This is a genomic window from Fictibacillus sp. NRS-1165, from assembly GCF_050468105.1.
Lineage (GTDB): Bacteria > Bacillota > Bacilli > Bacillales > Fictibacillaceae > Fictibacillus_C > Fictibacillus_C terrinigri.
This window is the reverse complement of the sequence record NZ_JBDPNU010000012.1, coordinates 1-17,413: the sequence shown is the minus strand read 5'-3', so window position 1 is coordinate 17,413 and position 17,413 is coordinate 1. Positions and strand designations below refer to the sequence as shown.

The following is a 17,413-nucleotide window of genomic DNA, read 5'->3' as shown; positions in this document are numbered from 1 at the left end:
TTTTCTTTTACCACTCAGCTACACTGCCGTCTGTATTTCTCCATACAGGATTTCTCCATTCATGGCCCCGTTCAGAAGCCTCTTTCACACGTTCCTCATTTACTTCAATGCCAAGGCCGGCTCCTTGAGGAATCTCGACAAAACCCTCGTCGTATTTAAAATCAGAGGCATCCACAAGATAATCCAGTAAATCACTGCCCTCGTTGTAATGAATGCCGAGGCTCTGCTCCTGAATGATCGCGTTAGGCGTACAGGCATCGAGCTGTAATGAAGAAGCCAATGCAATAGGCCCAAGCGGACAATGAGGAGCAACCGAAACGTCGTATGCTTCAGCCATGGCTGCTATCTTTTTACATTCCAGAATACCGCCGGCATGGGAAAGGTCTGGCTGAATGATGTCAACATATCCGTCTGCCAGCAGCTGCTTGAACCCCCATCTTGTGTACTGCCTCTCTCCTGTCGCGATAGGAACGGTAGTGTATCTGGCAATTTCCCTCAATGCTTCGTTGTTTTCAGGCAGCACCGGCTCTTCAATAAACATCGGACGGTAGGGCTCCAGTTCTTTGGCCAGAATCTTAGCCATAGACTTGTGGACTCTCCCATGAAAATCAATCCCGATTCCAAAATCCTTCCCTACTGCATCACGGACGGCCCCTATTCGGTTAATGGCGTCTTCAACCTTTGAAAAAGAATCAATATAGTCCATTTCTTCTGTTGCATTCATTTTTACAGCGGTGAAGCCCTGCTCTGATTTTATTTTTGCTTCAGCCGCGACATCACTCGGCCTGTCACCGCCGATCCACGAATACACTCTGATCTTTTCACGGGCCTTGCCTCCCAGCATTTCATAAACAGGCATATTATATAATTTGCCCTTGATGTCCCATAACGCCTGCTCGATTCCGGAGATGGCACTCATAAAAACCGGCCCTCCCCGATAGAATCCCCCGCGGTACATGACCTGCCAATGATCCTCTATACAGCGCGGATCCTTTCCTAAAAAATAGTGGCTCAGTTCATTCACACATGCTTCCACTGTACTCGCTTTGCCTTCAACAATCGGTTCTCCCCATCCCGAGATGCCTTCGTCTGTTTCAATTTTTAAAAACAGCCACCGGGGAGCTACTTTAAAGAGCTGAAAACCCGTGATCTTTGTCATTTGGCCTCCTTTTTTGGCAATGCCACATTTCCATTTCACAAGAGCAGCAGGGCGATGATGGTTCCTGCACTGCTGTATAGAAAGGCAAAGCCAATGTTCCAGAATGAAATGCGGTATGGATTCTGATGCAGCAAACTTCCAGTTAACGAAACGGTAATGTTATAAGGTCCTGCCATAACGGTGGAAAGACCGGAAGAGATCAGGACGATCGCAAAGCTAAGTGGATTGATCTGGCCCAGCAGAGGCTGAATGACTTCACCGAGAATGCTGATCGTTACGAGCGGATGAAACCCAATCATGGCAAGCCCCAGAAAGATGACCTGAATCATCAGAAACAGATAAAAGGGCACATGCTGAACAGAAGCAAACGGCTGCTGCAAATAGTCCAGGAAGGATGTTTCTTTCAGCGTACTTATCATAAAACCGGCGGCCAAAAACAGAACCATATAATTTTGCTGCGAACCGGCTCTCCTCCGCCATTCTCTTAAACTATAAGAACCAAACGATTTAATCCTCTTAATGAGTAGCGCCCAGATAATTGAATACGGGATGATGACAAGGGCAACGGACATGAGAAAATTTACTTCGAGCCACCTTTTGGCTGCAATTACAGTGATGATAAACACGCTCAGATACACAAGAAGGATGGCTGCTTTATTGAGTGTTCCCGGATCAAGCGGCACATCCTCCATCGCGGCAGACTGCTCAATCCTGTATCTCCGGTAACGCAGGCCAATCAGCCAGTCAATCATTAAGAGAATCATAGAAAACAAGAAAAGCCATGGCAGCAAGCGACCATAATCAGAGTGTGTGATATCCACACTGATCGCCACCAGGATTTCCATCGGGCTCCATGCCAGGCAAAGGGCATATCCCCTGAGCATCGCCCGGCTGATGAAAAGATCTCGTACACGGTCTTCCACCTTCTGAAGATTGCGGCGCAATACGGATTCCACGAGCGGGATGGTGGCTATGTTTAAGAATGATCCCAGCAGAAAACTGGCAAGAGAGCTTCTATAATAGAGCTGTCCAAGATGGCCGGCGCGCCGCTTGAGCAATTTATTTACGCTTTTATCGTACCGGCCAACGATGATAATGCTGTTGATAAAAGGAAGAACATAGAAGATCACGAGCAGAACCACCGTTGAATTCATGTAATGCGGAAGTTCAAGAAACGGCTTCTGCAAATACAGATAAAGCGAGAAGCCGACGACCATGAAAACCGTGCCGGTGGTTTTGTACAAGCCTGATGCCTTGGGAAAGGAAAGAATGAGAGAAAGCAGGGCAAGGATCCCCGTCACTTCATCAAGCATGATGCTGTCCAAAAACAGGTTCACCGTATAGGAAAGAACCATCATGCTGTAAACAGCGAGAAGAATCACCCTTTTTCGCCAGCTAAATGAATGGCCGCCGGTTCGGACAGCACTTCGATTTCCTTTTGTCCTGCCGCTTCCTCCATCAGGCTTTCCGAGATCCAGATATGCTCCAACTCCAGTGTATTTTTTATTCGGACGACCCTGGCTTTTGAAAGATCGTACGCATTGCAGGTTTTGATCGCCGCTTTAACAGCCATTTCCTCGCTTTCGAGTACCATCGGCACTCTGATGACGTCGGTGACCGTACTCGTCAAGGCGTTGGCATACCCTTTTTCCCAATGGATGCTGTTCAACAATGCCCTTGTTGTCATATCTGCCATGCCGATTCCGTTTGCGTTTCCATGTGTCTTCTCGGTCAGGCCGAGTACGGCAATCCGTGACACTTTAGGCCCGCCAAACGCATATGGGGTAGCATACCTGCCTGTAATGTTCGGGTCCATTCCGTCGCCCGAAATATCTTTTCCGATCTCGTCGACGATCAGCACATCGATCGGATCAAACATGATCTTTGGCATAAGCTGCTTCGCTTCCAGCAGAAGGCCAGGCTCTCTCTGTTCCAGTTCTTCCGCCGGAACCGCCACGATTTTGGCCGGCCGGTCATAAGCGTTCTCAATGGATCCCAGTCCAAAAATAATAGGAACCTTGGAGAGAACGATCTTAGCCATCTCCGGAACATGTTCGGCCATGTGTTTAAAACTGTAGGCATGGGCAGCTTCTGCTCCTTTTTGCTTTCCAAGGCCGATCGTAATCATCTTCATCAATCCGCTCTCGACAGGACCGCGAAACGCGGTATGCGGCTTGATCCGGTTAATGACGATGACCTTATCCGCTTCATACGCATGTTTATCGGTATACACCGGAAGGCCGTTTGGCAGCATGCCAGTCTGCACGACCTCCATGCTCGAAAGGATGGGCGCACCCACGGATGCCTCAGTAACACCAAGCTGTTCCAGCACCTCCCGCTGGCCTTCTGCCGTCGCTCCCCCATGGCTTCCCATGGCAGGAACGATGAAAGGCGCCCCTCCGGCTGATTCAACAGCAGCTGCAGTTTCCCTGACCAGGATAGGAAGGTCGGCGACCCCCCGGCTTCCAACCGCAATGGCCACCCGGTCTCCAGGAGATACTCTGGATAAAAGGCCGGTATCCTGAAGGGTTTTCCGAACCTCCTCTGCTGTGTCCTCAAGCATTGGTGCATGGAAGACCTGCTTTACTCTCAACATTTTTGGAAGGGGTATGTCATGAAGAAGCTGTGATATGATTTCCATCCATCTTCCTCCTCAAATGGTGCTTCTCTTTATTGGTTTCTTGCTTTATCTACTTCATCCATCATTTGATTGACCAGATCTTCTCCAAATTTTTTGGCGTATTTATCAGTCACCGGCTTGATGATCTCTTTCATCTTTTCTTTTTCCGCATCTGATACTTCATTGACCTTCATTCCTGCCTTTTCAAGATCCTTCAGCGCTTTTTCATTTTCTTTGCGGTTTAAATCACGCTGATATTTACCGGCTTCCACCGCGGAATCTTTCATAATCTTCTGCTCTTCTTCAGAAAGCCCGTCCCAGAATTTTTTGCTGACGAGAAAAACAAACGGAGTGTAGACGTGTTTCGTCATGCTTAAGTAAGACTGAACTTCATCATATTTGTTCGATTTGATGGTTGCGAGCGGGTTTTCCTGGCCATCTACCGTTTTCCCTTCCAAAGCGGTAAATACTTCTGAAAAAGCCATCGGTGAAGGATTGGCCCCCAGCTGTTTAAAGGCATCCAGATGAACCTCGTTTTGCATCGTTCTGATCTTCAGCCCTTTAAAATTTTCCGCCGTTTTTACTGGATGTTTACTGTTCGTCAGGTTACGGAAGCCGTTCTCCCAATATCCGAGTCCTATCAGATTGTGCTCAGGCAGTTTCTTCAAAAGCTCCTGTCCCACTTTTCCGTCCAGTACCGCATAAGCCTCTTCCTCGGTATTGAAGACGAAAGGAAAATCAAATATACCGTATTCCTTGATCATTCCAACAAGAGGAGATGTAGAAGGAACCGTCACCTCCTGAAGCCCGCCCTGCAGTGCTTCTGTCATCTTCTGATCATCACCAAGAGTGGCACTGAAGAAGTTTTGGACTTTCATTTTCCCGCCGCTCTTCTTCTCCACCAGCTCTTTGAACTTGATCATTCCCTGTCCTTCAGGATGGTCTTCATTCAACCCGATTCCTGCTTTGATCGTTCGTTGTTGAATTCCACTCTTTCCTGATCCTGAAGCGGATCCTCCAGACTTGCTGGCGCCGCAGCCTCCAAGAACCAGCATCCCTGGAAGGACGATACCCAATGCCAGCTTTTTCACCCAATGATTCATCTTATTTCCCCCTTGAATTGAAATGGCTAACTCATCACATAACGGCTTTCCGGCTGACTGGACTTAAGGTGTGATTGCTCTTTCACTTGAACGTTGACGAGATACTTCGGATATTCCTTGCACATCAGCACATCGACGGCTCCCAGCGCCGCTTTCGTCCTCATCTCTTTTGCTGCTTCCTCGGAATACCACGCGACATGCGGTGTTAAAATGACGTTTTCCATAGAGAGGAACGGGTGACCGGCAGAGATGGGTTCTTCTTCGATCACGTCCAGAGCCGCACCTCCGATTTTTCCTGATTCCAATGCATCGATTAAGGCTTGTTCATCCACGACCGGCCCCCTGGAAGTGTTGATGAGAAGAGCGGTGTCTTTCATCACGGAAAACAGTGAGGCATTGATCATCCCTCTCGTTCCATCCATTAACGGAGCGTGTACGGAAATGACGTCTGATATACGGCATAGCTCCTCAAGGCTGACGAGTTCGACCCCTTTTTTCAGCGCATCTTCTTTTGAAAAATACGGATCAAAAGCCACCACTTTAAACCCGAGAGGCTTGGCCTTCTCAGCAAGGCTTTGCGGAATCTTGCCAAAGCCTACAAGCCCGAGCACCTGGCCGCGAAGACGGTGGATCGGCTGGGTGACTTTAAAATCCCACAGACCCTTCTTCACGTTTTGGTTAGCGGCCACGACTTTTCGTTTGGCAGAAAGCAGAAGAGCCAGCGCATGGTCCGCCACTTCGTCCATACAATAATCCGGGACATTGGCGACACAGATTCCCTTTGCAGTCGCAGCATCCAGATCAATCGTGTTTACACCGACACCGTAACGCGTGATCACTTTGCACTTTTCCAGCTTCTCTATGACCTGCTTGCTGATGGGAGCGTACTGATTCACCAGTGCGTCCGCATCCCGGCACGCCTCGATGACCTCTTCTTCTGTCCGGCATTGTGCCGCAACCAGTTCAATTTCGGGATAGAGATGAAAAACGGCTTCTTCATACCGCAGATCATCATATTCCCAGTCTGTGACTACCACTTTAAACTTGCTCATAACTTTCACTCCTTATTAATCAGGTAAACCATCCAAGCGGAACCATAACGAGGGACGGGAATAAGATCAGCAGGACCAGCACGATCACTTCCACCAGAAGAAACGGCCATATCCCTTTCATGATGTCCTCCATACTGATCTTGCTGATTCCGCAAACAACGTTCAATACTGTACCCACCGGAGGAGTCAGGAGGCCGATCGCATTATTGATAATAAACAGAACCCCGAAGTAAACAGGGTCAATCCCCGCCTGCTGGATAACAGGCATTAAAACAGGGGTAAGGATAAGAATCGTCGGGGTCATGTCCATCGCTGTCCCAATCAGAATGACTAGCAGGTTGATCATTAATAGGATGAGCAGCGGATGGTCCATGAGCGGCTCGAGCAGCCCAATGACTTGAGCAGGCAGATTAGCTACCGTGATCAGCCACGAGGATACGAGCGCTGCGGCAACAAGAAACATTACGACACTTGTCATTTTTGCCGACCGCACCAAGATGCCGTAAAGCTCTGAAATTTTCAGTTCACGGTAGATGACCAGTCCGACGAACAGAGCATATACGGCCGCAACAACCGCTGCTTCAGTCGGTGTAAAAATACCGCCGCGCAGGCCGCCGATAATAATGACCGGCAATAGAAGCGCCCAAAACCCTTTTCTCATCGAGATCAGGATTTCTTTCATCGATTTACGGGGCTGAACTTTGACCTTATCCTTGTGTGCGACAATGGCCCATGTCACACAAAGCCCAACTGCCAGCAACATTCCTGGCACAATTCCAGCCATGAAAAGCTTGGTGATGGATACTCCGCTCGTTACTCCAAATATGATAAAACCAATACTTGGCGGGATGATCGGTGCAATGATCCCCCCCGAGGCAATGAGTCCGCTCGAACGGTTAACATCGTAGCCGCTCTTCACCATCATCGGGATCAAGATTGCTCCCAATGCAGCGGTATCAGCAACAGCAGATCCTGACAAACTGGCAAATAAAACGCTTGCAATAATAGCCACATAACCGAGGCCGCCTCTGATATGTCCGACCATCGACATGGCCATCTGGACGATGCGCTGAGAAAGGCCGCCGGCGTTCATGGCTTCACCTGCCAGCATAAAGAAAGGAATGGCCATCAGGGGAAAGTTGTCAGCTCCGTTAATTAAGTTTTGAGCAATGATCTGGCTGTCGAAGATGCCAAGAAAGAACATAAGTGCAACACCGCTTAAAAGCAGCGCAAACGCTATAGGCATTCCAAGTGCCATCGTTCCGAGCAGTGAACCAATAAACACTCCAATCATGCTTGTTTCTCCTCCTTCCCAAGTTCATTTTCCTGAAAATCTATCAATTCTTCTGAATCGCTGATCAGGATGAGATCTTTTTCCTGCAGCTTGTTGGATAGCACTTTGTATAGATTGTTGATAAGGATCAACCCCATCGCCACACTGACCAGAATTCCGGTCCCATAAACAAAGGAAAGAGGCAGGCCAGTAGCAGGCGCTTTGCTGTCCATGTTGATCATGGTCATTTTCCAGCTGCCTTCAAGAACAAGGAAGAGAACAAACAGCATGAGCAGATCACTGATTACGAGTACTACTTTCTTTGCTCCCTTGGGCAACCGCCTGACCAGCATGTCTACCCCCAGGTGCTCCTTGCTTTTAAAGGCACCGATCGCACCGAGGAATGTGAGCCATATGAACAAATACCGCGACATTTCCTCCGACCATGTAATCCCTGAGTTAAAAAGGTAGCGCAATACAACGTTTCCAAATACAAGAATGACCATCATCCCCAATGCTGCGGCCATAAATATATTCAGCAGTCTTTCTAAGTACTTTGAGACCTTTTCCATCTTTTTCCCTCCTTTCATCCCGATCTTATTGTTCAGCTTTTATCCTTTTAACGAGATCCTCGGCCCAATCATATTGCTTGTAGAATTCGTCGTACATCGGCTGTGCTGCATCTTCCATTTTCTTTTCGAACGCTGCATCAGGTGTTGTAAATTTCACGTTTTTGCCTGACAGGAATTTTTTATCAGCATCATAACTTTTTTCCATCAGGCCAAATTCATAGTCAGCAGCGGATTTGGATGCTTTTTCAATGATTTTTTGCTGTTTTTTGGACAGTCCATTGAAAAATTTGCTGTTAATGATGTAGATGTTCGGACTAAACATATGCTTGGATTCCAGTACATTGCTCTGAACCTCATACCAGCCGGACGCCCGTAAAGTAGCCACAGGGTTATCCTGGCCATCCACCACCTTTTGTTCGAGAGCAGAAAACACTTCAGAAATCGGCATCGGCGTCACATTCATCCCCAGCAGCTTCCCTAGCTTGATATAGTTAGGGATATTTGGCATCCTCATCCGAAGCCCTTTAAGATCGTTCATGTCCTGAAGGGCTTTGTTGCTCGAAAACATCCTGAACCCATTTGCGCTCCATGCCAGGGGCTTTACTCCATGCTTCTTTTCCATGTCTTCTGTAAGCTCCTTGCCGATCGGCCCGTTCAGTACCTTCTTCACATGTTCATAGTCCTTAAAAAGAAACGGCCACTCCGGCACCGCCATTTTTTCAATATCGGCCTGCATGATCAGCCCCGGTATCCCCATTTCAATCGTGCCGTTTCGCACCCCGTCGTAAAATTCCTTTTCCGCCCCAAGCGTGCTGTTATCGTAGATCTGAACCTTCAGCGTACCGCCCGATTCCTTTTCCACCATCGGCTTGAACTTCTCCCTGAGTGCTACGTTCTGTGGATGATCTTTAGCAAAGTAGTTGGCGATTTTGATCGTCTTTGTCTTTTCTCCTGAGGAGGAAGATGAAGACTGGCTTCCACAGCCTGATAACAAAAGAGATGATAATAATGCCGCGACCATCATAACCCCTAAACCTTTCTTTAACTTCATGGAGCTCACCCATCCTTTTTTGTTTTTTGAAAGCGGTAACATCTCTGCGCAAAAAAATTTGTTTTTTTACTTCTCAGGTGATTTTGTTCTACATTATAAAACCAAGTTCTCGTTATTCTCCGAAGAAAAGGCATTGCTCCCTCAATAGAATGTGCGTTGGACGTTCTTCTCTGGGTGCAATGCCTTGGTTGTTTTATAATATAAAACTCAGTTCTGTGTTTTCATTTTCTGTGATAATCATAGTACATCGTGTCAAAGTGTGTCAATTTGTTTTTTTGCTTTTCTGAAAACTAGAGATATTGTACTATTTTTATTTTAAAAGTAAGTACGGAAGGAATCCGTTGCAGAGTCGATGAGAAAGATCGTTTCTAAATAAGAGCTTCATAGAGCACCGAAAAAGGGTCCTCAGACGGCTGAGGTTCCTTTTTGTGAGGTGTTTTTGGGATCCAGCCATAATTGATCGATCTGAATATTCTCACTTATGCCCTAAAGCGTTACTTGCGGTTCGACATGACTTATTCACGGAAAGTCAGAGTTTACTCACCGTTTTCCACCATTTACTCACAGAACACATCATTTTCATAAAACGGGCCCATCAGCGAAATCAGGTAAACTATCATTCAAATAAAATAGCACGCAGGACATTCGGATGCTCAAAATCTTTCTGGCCGGCGCCGTAGCCGATCCTGTCGATGGCGCGCGCTGGCATGTATCCATAATCATCCGCTAAAGCTTTTAGAAAGCCAGCCCCGGTTGGCGTCGTTAATTCACCTCTTACATGAAAATCTTCAAGAGGAACTCCTCTCAGGATTTCCGCAGTGGCTGGAGCCGGAATCGGATAGAGTCCGTGAGCCATCTTGACTTTCCCATGGCCTGTCGGCACCGGTGAGGCTGTAATTCTATCAATCTCCAGACTTTCAAGAGCCAGGCAGACGCCAATAATATCAATGATGGAGTCCATCGCCCCGACTTCATGGAAATGGACCTCTTTTGGATCCATCCCGTGAATTTTACCTTCTGCCTCAGCGATCACTTCAAAGACCCTTTGACTCCTGTCTTTTACCCTAGCAGGCAGTTCGCTCGTTCGAATCATCTCTAAAATTGTGGATGCTTTGCGATGTTCGTGGTGGTGATGATGGGTATGTAAATGGTCATGCGAATGCTCATGGCTGTCCGAATGCCCGTGGCTGAGCGAAGAATGGTCTTGGCTGTGCGAATGCCCTTGATGAGAGTGGGCATGATGGTGGGAATGGCCTTCTTCTTCATGGTCATGGTGATGTCCTGCATCTGTATTTACACCTGCCATCACCAATTCAGCCGCGCTGAACTGAAGATCCAGCAGATTGGAGGAGATTCCTCTTTTATCGACCCGTTTCACCGATATAGAAAACGGATCGATCGGCAATTTTTTTAAATGCTCCGTAATATAAGCAAGGTCTGCTCCTAAATCAATGAGCGCAGACAAGGTCATGTCGCCCGATATCCCATACTGGCAATCAAGATAGAGCTGTTTCATGCTGGACCCCCTCTGTGGCAAGTTTAAGAATCAGCGCCGCTTGGTAGGCAGCCCCGAATCCGTTATCAATATTTACGACGCTCATGCCTGAAGCACAGGAAGTGAGCATGGCGAGAAGCGGCGTCAATCCTTGCAGATGTGCCCCGTAGCCGACAGAAGTCGGAACCGCAATGACGGGCCGCTGAACCATGCCTCCTACGACACTCGGCAGTGCCCCTTCCATTCCAGCCACGACGATAAGCACACTGGCCTTTGTGATTTCCTCACGGTAGGCAAGCAAACGGTCGATGCCTGCGACACCGACATCATACAGACGGTTTACATTACAGCCCATCCAATCCGCCGTAACTGCCGCTTCTTCGGCAACAGGAAGATCTGATGTGCCTGCACATAGCACCATTACATCACCGCCGTATTTATCCCTTGGTGAACCGTATAGAAGAATCCGTGAAACCGCATGATAATGTGCATCCGGATAGGCTTTCGTTAACACAGCTGCCTTTTCTTCTGATAGCCTCGTAACCATCACCTTGCCATGGGTTTCAATCAGCGTCGCCATGATCTGCTCGATTTGTTCCGCCGTCTTCCCTTCTCCGTAAATGACCTCGGGATAGCCTGTACGCGTCTCGCGATCCAGATCTACTTTACTGAAGCCCAAGTCTTCAAACTTTTTCATCCGATCCGCCCCTCTCACATTGTTTTTGCTTCGGCAAGGACCTTATTCATGCTTCCGCTCTTATAGCCGGTAAGGTCCATCGTCACGTACATATAGCCAAATTCCTGCAGCCTGGAGGTGATTTCCTCATGATGATGAAGAAGCTTTGGCATCTCTTGGGGCTCCACTTCAATCCGGGCCATATCCCCGTGAGTGCGCACCCGTACCTGGCGGATGCCAAGTGCGCGGATGGCTTGTTCTGAACGGTCAATCTTCCGCAGCTTTTCAATGGTGATCTCTTCGCCATACGCAATCCGTGAAGAGAGGCACGCGAAAGAAGGCTTATCCCACGTAGTCAGACCCATGGCTTGAGAAAGCTCCCGGATTTCACTCTTATACAGATCCGCTTCCTGAATCGGACCCCGTACGTTATATTCCCTCGCTGCTTTTGTGCCGGGCCGGTGTTCTCCCATATCATCGGCAATAAGGCCAAACACCATGTTTTCATAGCCGTGCTCCTGCATGATCGGTATGAGATGCTCAAACAAGCTCTTTTTACAAAAATAACAGCGGTTGGACGTATTTTCGGAGTAGCCTGGAATGCTCAGTTCTGACGTTTCAATGATCTGGTGCCTGGCACCGAGAAGGGATGCTAGCCGTTTCGCCTCCTCCAGCTCTTCAAAAGGGTAGGTCTCGCTATCGGCGGTCACCGCCAGCACGTTGTCCCTGCCAAGCGTATCAAGCGCCACCTTCAGCAGGAAGGTACTGTCGACCCCGCCTGAAAAAGCAACAACAACCGTCTTCATCTCACGTAAAATCTCTTCCAGTCTCTCAAACTTAGTGTGCAGCAATGTGACCCCTCCGTTCTTCGACATAAGGAATGGTAAGCGGCCCTAGCGGCAATACTGCAATCGTCATTCCCGGTCCGTACTTTTCTTTCAGCGCCTCAAGAGTCCCTTCGATATCATGAGTGGGCTCAAGAATGGCTCCTCTCACCTGTTCATCTGTGAGTGTTGAATATACATAAACATCCGCCCATACCTGGGTCACCGCCTGTTTTTGCACCTGCCATTGATCGAACATCTTAAACTCCGGATCATTGATCAGATCAAGCAGAGCTTGAGGTGTTTGGGCAAACTGAAAGATCTTTGAGTAGTTTCCGTGATCCGGCAGCCCGTCTGAACACTCAGAAGCAATAATGATCGTTCCCCCTTCTTTTACGATCTTATGGGCGGCGCTCATCCCCTTGACGGCCTGATACAGATTTTGGTCAAGCGGATAACCCGAATTTGAGGTAATGACGACGTCAAACCGTTCTTCGCACTGAATCATGGCATGCTCTTTCACAAACGCGCAGCCTTTGTCATGGGCTTCATACAATTCACCGGCAAACACATTCGTGATCTCTTTTTCCCGGTTCAAGGTCACGTTCAGCATGAAATGAGGTTTGCACATTTGATTGATCTCGCGGGTCATCTCCTGAACGGGATTATCCACCATATTCCCCCAGGTGGAACGCGGATCTCCTATCATTCTCGCATTATGGAACGTCATGATGGTCTCAATTCCGGCAATGCCAGGCATGATTCCCTTAGGGCCGCCGGAAAAGCCGGCAAAAAAGTGAGGTTCAATAAATCCGGTAACGATGCGGAAGTCAGCCTCCACATACTCCTTGTTCAAACACACATCACAGCCGAACCGGCTTCTTCCCAAATTCACAAGGGATTCGTTATCATGGCATTGGTTATTGATGATCCTGACATTGTCCACGACCCAATCGCCGAGCATCTGAACGAACTCTTCCCTCGTCTGGTCCCTGTGGGTTCCCGTTCCGTTAATGATGACAAAATTCCGAAGCGGCACGTGATCCAGTTCCTTGATCAACAGCGGAACAAGCTTGTCGTTCGGTGTAGGTCTTGTAATGTCACTGATGACAATCGCCACTCGATCCGTCGGTTTGACCATTTCTTTCAGCGGCGGCGTGCCGATTGGTTTCCGCAATGATTCCAGCAGAGCCTGTTCATCATCTTCAAGCCCAGCTAGGTTGTTTGGCTCCACAATAAAAGCGGATTCAGGCAAACGGAGCTTCAGTCCTTCTTTTCCATATAACAAGGTCGTTTCCATTTACGCTCTCTCCTTCTAAATAAGCTGATCAGGCTGTGGTCGGGGGAACACGTTCCTCCTGGCTGGAGCTGCTTTCCAATTCAAACTTCTCCAGCCGGCCATTGATTCCTTTTCTTCTTTGATACTTGTCCATTAAAATGACAGCGATCGGACATAAAATAGCGGTCGTCAACGTGGCGATGGAGATCTGTGCCGTAGCTATGTTGACAATTTCCTTGTAGGACTGGGCTTCTGCTGCACTCATCATTCCCGATCCCGCTGCAACGGAGGCTGCCGCGGCGATGGCAGCGGGCGTGCCGGCGGCGTTCCCGGCGGTGGAAGCTTCAGAAACCGGTGCGATATAGCTGTTTTCCCTGAATAATTTAAACACGAGAATGCCTGTGAATCCTGTAAGAACCGTAGTTAAGACCCCGATCGTAAGGCCCGCTGTAACGACCGAAGGATTAAAGAAACTAGCCAGGTTCATACCGGCTCCGAGAGCAAAGGCAAAGAACGGAACAGGCAGGATCTCTCCCGCTTTAAGAAAGTCGCGAATATCTTCGTCCAAATTTCCGAGAATCATCCCGATCGCGATCGGCAACAGAACGGCAATGAAAGCGATGATCGGAAAGCTGGATCCCAGAAGGCCCAATGACATTAACGTAAAAAACGGGCCATCGTTCAAGGAGAGAACTGCTACTGCCCCAACGTCGGACCGATTTCCATACTGGCCTGTCAGCGCGGCATACATTCCGCCGTTTCCGTTCGTCATCGCAGCAATAATGGCCATTGTGGACAACCCGAAGAGACCGTCCATCGGGTTAAAAAAGTAGCCAAACAGAAGACCGATAACGAGGCCCGTCAAATATTTGGAAACAACGAGGAGCACTCCCTTTTTCAGAGCCGCTCCTCCAACCCGTAAATTCATCTGGCTTCCTGCACAAAAAAGGAACAGAGCGATCAGTACGAGTGCACTGTCTTTAAACAGTTCCTGCGAGAAGCCGCCGATTCTCAAAAACTCGTAATAGCCTTCCGGTGTTTTTGCTACACCAAGTGACTCTAAAAATTTCATCACAGGAGGAAGGTGAAGCTGATCGATCGTATTAAGCAGCGCACCGAACAATAACGGCACGACCATGAGACCGCCGGGCACTCTATCAATCGTTTGTTTAAGCTTCATCGTCTAGACCCTCGCTTTCCGTTTGGCTGAATAAACGTTCTTACGAGCTGCTCTGCACTATACTCCAGCAATTGAGGCGCACGCTTCATGGCCTCCCCGAGTGATAATGGCTGCTGAATCATACTTGTGATACTGATGACTCCGTATTGATAGAGAACTTCTGTACCCTCTCCGACGGATCCGGCAAGGATAAGGGTTGGAACATTACTCTCTTTGGCCAGCTGCGCGACCCCCATCGGTGTTTTTCCTGAAGCTGTCTGGTAGTCGACCCTTCCTTCACCCGTGATGACCAAGTCGGCTCCGTCCAAAGCCTGCGGCAGCCCGGCATACTCGGTGACAACATCCACTCCCCGCTTCATCTGTGCCGGAAAGAACGCTTGAAACGCACCCCCGATGCCCCCTGCGGCTCCCGCACCAGGCATATCGTGAAGCCTGACTCCTGTCGCTTGCTCCACCAGGTCCGCCCAGTGGACAAGGTTATCATCGAGAATTTTCACCATCTCTTCTGTTGCCCCTTTTTGCGGGCCGAATACGGCTGATGCGCCTTCCTTGCCGACGAGCGGATTTTGCACGTCTGAGGCGATGAGAAAAGAGCATTCTTTGACCCGCTGATCGAAGCCGGAAAGATCTATTTTTTTTATTTTATGAAGCTCACCGCCACCGAATGGAATGCTGCTGCCGTTCTCATCCAGGAACTTTAAACCTAATGCCTGAAGCATTCCCGCTCCGCCGTCATTTGTAGCAGAGCCTCCTATGGCCAACACAAAGGAACGAAACCCGTCATCCAGTGCCTGTTTCATTAATTGTCCTGTACCGTATGTCGTCGCTGTCAGAGGATTAAGGTGTTCAGGAGAAACAAGACAGAGGCCTGAGGCAGAAGCCATCTCGATGACACATGTCTTCTCATCTCCTAAAATGCCGTATTCAGCATTCAGATCATTGTGAAGCGGACCCGTTACCCGTACAGTTTTTTTCCTTCCTCCCGTTGCTGAAACCAATGTGTCCAGCGTTCCTTCACCACCGTCGGCCGCCGGAACAAGGATCGTTTGGATGGAAGGGTCGGCATTCCTGACCCCCCGTTCAATAGCTTCTGCCGCCTCCACCGCTGATACGCTTCCTTTATAGGAATCGGGAGCGATCACAATCTTCATCATTAAACCTCCTCTTTAGAAAACGCTTTCAGTTTGCATTTTTTTATATTATACTTATCTGAATATTAGAAATCTATGGTCAAAACAACCAGAAACACAGGTTTAATATTTGATTCTTTTGTATGATTTAACTAAAGGAGGCTGTTATGCTCACAACGGAAATTGCCGAGATGATCGTCAAGGAAACGTCTGCCCGTTTAAACCGAAACGTCAATATTATGAGCAGCAAAGGAATTATCATTGCTTCGTGCGACCCGTCCCGCCTTTATCACATGCATGAAGGGGCACTCGAGGTGTTGCAGACCAAACAGCCTTTCACAATACCGACGGATCATGAGGGAAAATGGAAAGGAGCACAATCCGGCATTAACCTCCCTATTATTTTTGATGAAAAAATTGTCGGTGTGATCGGAATTACTGGAGATCCTGAGGAAATGAGGGATTTTGGGGGACTTGTTAAAATGACAACCGAACTTCTGATCAAACAGGCCTACATGGCTACACAGGCAGAGTGGCAGCAGCGCACGAAAGAAATGATCATCGAAAACCTTCTTAAAGAAGACCCTGCTATGGAACATATCGAGCGCCGGCTTAACCTTCTTCAAATTAAACTTGCTCCTCCCTATCATACCCTGGTTATTCAGCTGGAGGACCGTTCTCTTTCCGATACGATCATTCTTCAACAACTTGAAAAAGCAGCCGGTGCAGCCGGCTGCCTGATCGGCTTTGTGAACACCAACCGATTATGCATCGCCTTATCCGGTATGAAAGATGAAATCGTCCACAAGAGAATAGAAGCGATTTATCAAGTGCTGAAATTTCTTAAACTGACCTTCCGCCTGGCCTTCAGTACCCTTTATGCGGATCTTCAAATGTTTCACCGCTCCTATGAAGATTGCTCTCTTGCGCTTGAAATCAGCAATAGCAATCAGGAAGTGGTCTCTTTTGCCGAACTTGAAGCAAAAGCTCTTATTTATCAGACAGAAACGGCAGCAGGAACAAGGCTCCTCCAGCGCGTGCTCCACCGGTCGCTGCGCCCTTTTATCGAAACTCTTCAGGTGTTTTTTGAACATCACCTTAACATGCAGAAAACGGCAGACTGCCTCCATATTCACCGAAATACATTGATTTACAGGCTCAATAAAATTAAAGAACAAACTGGTTATGACCCCAGGAGTTTTAGGGATGCCCTAACGCTGCAAATGGCGATATGGCTCTTGGAAAAAAAGGAAAAGGGAGCTCATATTTCATAAAAAGGAGGATGGCACAAAGTTTGAGTCATCCTCTCTTTCAATAAATCGATGTCATGCTGAAGCAGTCGCATAAAGAATCACCTTGCACCTTAAGGCAGGGGTTTAAAACCTGCCGGATTAGGTAATGGAAAAGTATAAACATTTCTTTTACCGCCAAGCCATTGGATAAAAACATACACGAATGCTTCTCACTGCTATTTTCACTAGAAAAAAGGAGGAGAACGATCATGAAGTATGAAAAAATTCTTGTGGCGCTCGATGGATCGGAAGGAAGCCAGCAGGCACTGGAACATGGAATCGAGCTGGCAAAGAACCTGGGTGTTGAATTGACGCTCGCCCACGTATTGAACGAGACGCCTTATCCGCTATATGGAGAAGGATATTCGATGGCAGCCTATCAGGATTCGATCGAACAGGAAGTCAGACAGGCCGCCACCATGGAGAAAAGCCATGGAGAGGAGCTGTTGGCAAAAGCGAGAGACGCTGTTCCAGAGACATTTATCAGTGTGAAAACCGAACTGCTCGAAGGAGAAGCCGCACGCTCCATCTGCAGCTATGCCACCACCCATGACATGGACCTGATTATTATGGGCAGCCGCGGTCTCAGCGGTTTCAAGCGTTTGGTTCTCGGCAGTGTCAGCCAAAGAGTACTGTCAGAAGCCAGCTGCCCGGTATTGGTAACGAAATAGGACAAAAAAGCTTGCCGGCTAGACTGACCTAGCGAT

Annotated in this window: 16 protein-coding genes; 2 read left to right on the top strand and 14 right to left on the bottom strand. The window is 48.3% G+C overall.

Going from position 1 to position 17,413, the window contains the following annotated elements:
• Positions 1–7: 7 nt before the first annotated feature.
• The 14 genes from dgoD to ABHN01_RS03655 form a co-directional block, all read right to left on the bottom strand.
• Positions 8–1,159 (bottom strand): galactonate dehydratase, encoded by a 1,152-nt coding sequence (gene dgoD, locus ABHN01_RS03720; protein WP_429874420.1) that lies wholly within the window; start codon positions 1,157–1,159, stop codon positions 8–10.
• Positions 1,160–1,194: 35 nt separating this feature from the next.
• Positions 1,195–2,541 carry a hypothetical protein gene (locus ABHN01_RS03715; RefSeq protein ID WP_429874419.1) on the bottom strand — a complete coding sequence of 449 codons (1,347 nt, stop codon included), beginning with the start codon at positions 2,539–2,541 and terminating at the stop codon, positions 1,195–1,197.
• Complete coding sequence (locus ABHN01_RS03710; protein WP_429874418.1) at positions 2,538–3,800, bottom strand: lactate racemase domain-containing protein; 1,263 nt, start codon at positions 3,798–3,800, stop codon at positions 2,538–2,540. Before ABHN01_RS03710 ends, ABHN01_RS03715 begins: the two co-directional genes overlap by 4 nt.
• Before the next feature lie 29 nt (positions 3,801–3,829).
• Positions 3,830–4,882 (bottom strand): TRAP transporter substrate-binding protein, encoded by a 1,053-nt coding sequence (locus tag ABHN01_RS03705; RefSeq protein WP_429874417.1) that lies wholly within the window; start codon positions 4,880–4,882, stop codon positions 3,830–3,832.
• Positions 4,883–4,908: 26 nt separating this feature from the next.
• The gene (locus ABHN01_RS03700) at positions 4,909–5,934 is read right to left on the bottom strand and encodes a C-terminal binding protein (protein ID WP_290398041.1); all 1,026 of its coding nucleotides are present in this window, start codon (positions 5,932–5,934) and stop codon (positions 4,909–4,911) included.
• A 19-nt stretch (positions 5,935–5,953) separates the two neighbouring features.
• Entirely contained in the window at positions 5,954–7,228 is a 1,275-nt protein-coding gene (locus tag ABHN01_RS03695; RefSeq protein WP_429874416.1) for a TRAP transporter large permease subunit, read from the bottom strand.
• Positions 7,225–7,779: a TRAP transporter small permease gene (locus ABHN01_RS03690; RefSeq protein WP_429874415.1), complete on the bottom strand. Its 555-nt coding sequence runs from the start codon at positions 7,777–7,779 to the stop codon at positions 7,225–7,227. The genes ABHN01_RS03695 and ABHN01_RS03690 overlap by 4 nt, the downstream gene beginning before the upstream one ends.
• Before the next feature lie 25 nt (positions 7,780–7,804).
• Positions 7,805–8,830, bottom strand: coding sequence for a TRAP transporter substrate-binding protein (locus ABHN01_RS03685; RefSeq protein WP_429874414.1), 1,026 nt, complete (start codon positions 8,828–8,830; stop codon positions 7,805–7,807).
• Between the two features lie 616 nt (positions 8,831–9,446).
• Positions 9,447–10,346: a LarC family nickel insertion protein gene (locus ABHN01_RS03680; protein ID WP_429874413.1), complete on the bottom strand. Its 900-nt coding sequence runs from the start codon at positions 10,344–10,346 to the stop codon at positions 9,447–9,449.
• The gene (gene larB / locus ABHN01_RS03675; protein ID WP_429874412.1) at positions 10,327–11,022 is read right to left on the bottom strand and encodes a nickel pincer cofactor biosynthesis protein LarB; all 696 of its coding nucleotides are present in this window, start codon (positions 11,020–11,022) and stop codon (positions 10,327–10,329) included. Before larB ends, ABHN01_RS03680 begins: the two co-directional genes overlap by 20 nt.
• Before the next feature lie 14 nt (positions 11,023–11,036).
• A complete protein-coding gene (larE, locus tag ABHN01_RS03670; RefSeq protein ID WP_429874411.1) occupies positions 11,037–11,876 on the bottom strand; it encodes an ATP-dependent sacrificial sulfur transferase LarE in 840 nt (279 codons plus the stop codon).
• The gene (gene larA, locus ABHN01_RS03665) at positions 11,839–13,125 is read right to left on the bottom strand and encodes a nickel-dependent lactate racemase (protein WP_429874410.1); all 1,287 of its coding nucleotides are present in this window, start codon (positions 13,123–13,125) and stop codon (positions 11,839–11,841) included. Before larA ends, larE begins: the two co-directional genes overlap by 38 nt.
• Before the next feature lie 28 nt (positions 13,126–13,153).
• Positions 13,154–14,284 carry a 2-keto-3-deoxygluconate permease gene (locus ABHN01_RS03660; protein WP_429874409.1) on the bottom strand — a complete coding sequence of 377 codons (1,131 nt, stop codon included), beginning with the start codon at positions 14,282–14,284 and terminating at the stop codon, positions 13,154–13,156.
• Positions 14,281–15,435, bottom strand: a complete 1,155-nt coding sequence (locus ABHN01_RS03655; protein WP_429874408.1) for a glycerate kinase — start codon at positions 15,433–15,435, stop codon at positions 14,281–14,283. Before ABHN01_RS03655 ends, ABHN01_RS03660 begins: the two co-directional genes overlap by 4 nt.
• 146 nt (positions 15,436–15,581) lie before the next feature.
• On the opposite strand from ABHN01_RS03655, the gene ABHN01_RS03650 reads away from it, so the two are divergent.
• Together ABHN01_RS03650 and ABHN01_RS03645 are read left to right on the top strand one after the other, a co-directional pair.
• Positions 15,582–16,688: a CdaR family transcriptional regulator gene (locus tag ABHN01_RS03650; RefSeq protein WP_429874407.1), complete on the top strand. Its 1,107-nt coding sequence runs from the start codon at positions 15,582–15,584 to the stop codon at positions 16,686–16,688.
• A 227-nt stretch (positions 16,689–16,915) separates the two neighbouring features.
• Entirely contained in the window at positions 16,916–17,377 is a 462-nt protein-coding gene (locus tag ABHN01_RS03645; protein WP_429874406.1) for a universal stress protein, read from the top strand.
• Positions 17,378–17,413: the final 36 nt, after the last annotated feature.

Coding starts and splice junctions, on each gene's coding strand:
- ABHN01_RS03700 (WP_290398041.1), bottom strand. CDS start 5,934: ATGAGCAAGTTTAAAGTGGTAGTCACAGACTGGGAATATGATGATCTG.
- ABHN01_RS03660 (WP_429874409.1), bottom strand. CDS start 14,284: ATGAAGCTTAAACAAACGATTGATAGAGTGCCCGGCGGTCTCATGGTC.
- ABHN01_RS03655 (WP_429874408.1), bottom strand. CDS start 15,435: ATGAAGATTGTGATCGCTCCCGATTCCTATAAAGGAAGCGTATCAGCG.
- ABHN01_RS03645 (WP_429874406.1), top strand. CDS start 16,916: ATGAAGTATGAAAAAATTCTTGTGGCGCTCGATGGATCGGAAGGAAGC.
- ABHN01_RS03695 (WP_429874416.1), bottom strand. CDS start 7,228: ATGATTGGAGTGTTTATTGGTTCACTGCTCGGAACGATGGCACTTGGA.
- dgoD (WP_429874420.1), bottom strand. CDS start 1,159: ATGACAAAGATCACGGGTTTTCAGCTCTTTAAAGTAGCTCCCCGGTGG.
- ABHN01_RS03710 (WP_429874418.1), bottom strand. CDS start 3,800: ATGGAAATCATATCACAGCTTCTTCATGACATACCCCTTCCAAAAATG.
- ABHN01_RS03705 (WP_429874417.1), bottom strand. CDS start 4,882: ATGAATCATTGGGTGAAAAAGCTGGCATTGGGTATCGTCCTTCCAGGG.
- larE (WP_429874411.1), bottom strand. CDS start 11,876: ATGTCGAAGAACGGAGGGGTCACATTGCTGCACACTAAGTTTGAGAGA.
- ABHN01_RS03650 (WP_429874407.1), top strand. CDS start 15,582: ATGCTCACAACGGAAATTGCCGAGATGATCGTCAAGGAAACGTCTGCC.
- ABHN01_RS03685 (WP_429874414.1), bottom strand. CDS start 8,830: ATGAAGTTAAAGAAAGGTTTAGGGGTTATGATGGTCGCGGCATTATTA.
- larA (WP_429874410.1), bottom strand. CDS start 13,125: ATGGAAACGACCTTGTTATATGGAAAAGAAGGACTGAAGCTCCGTTTG.
- larB (WP_429874412.1), bottom strand. CDS start 11,022: ATGAAAAAGTTTGAAGACTTGGGCTTCAGTAAAGTAGATCTGGATCGC.
- ABHN01_RS03680 (WP_429874413.1), bottom strand. CDS start 10,346: ATGAAACAGCTCTATCTTGATTGCCAGTATGGGATATCGGGCGACATG.
- ABHN01_RS03690 (WP_429874415.1), bottom strand. CDS start 7,779: ATGGAAAAGGTCTCAAAGTACTTAGAAAGACTGCTGAATATATTTATG.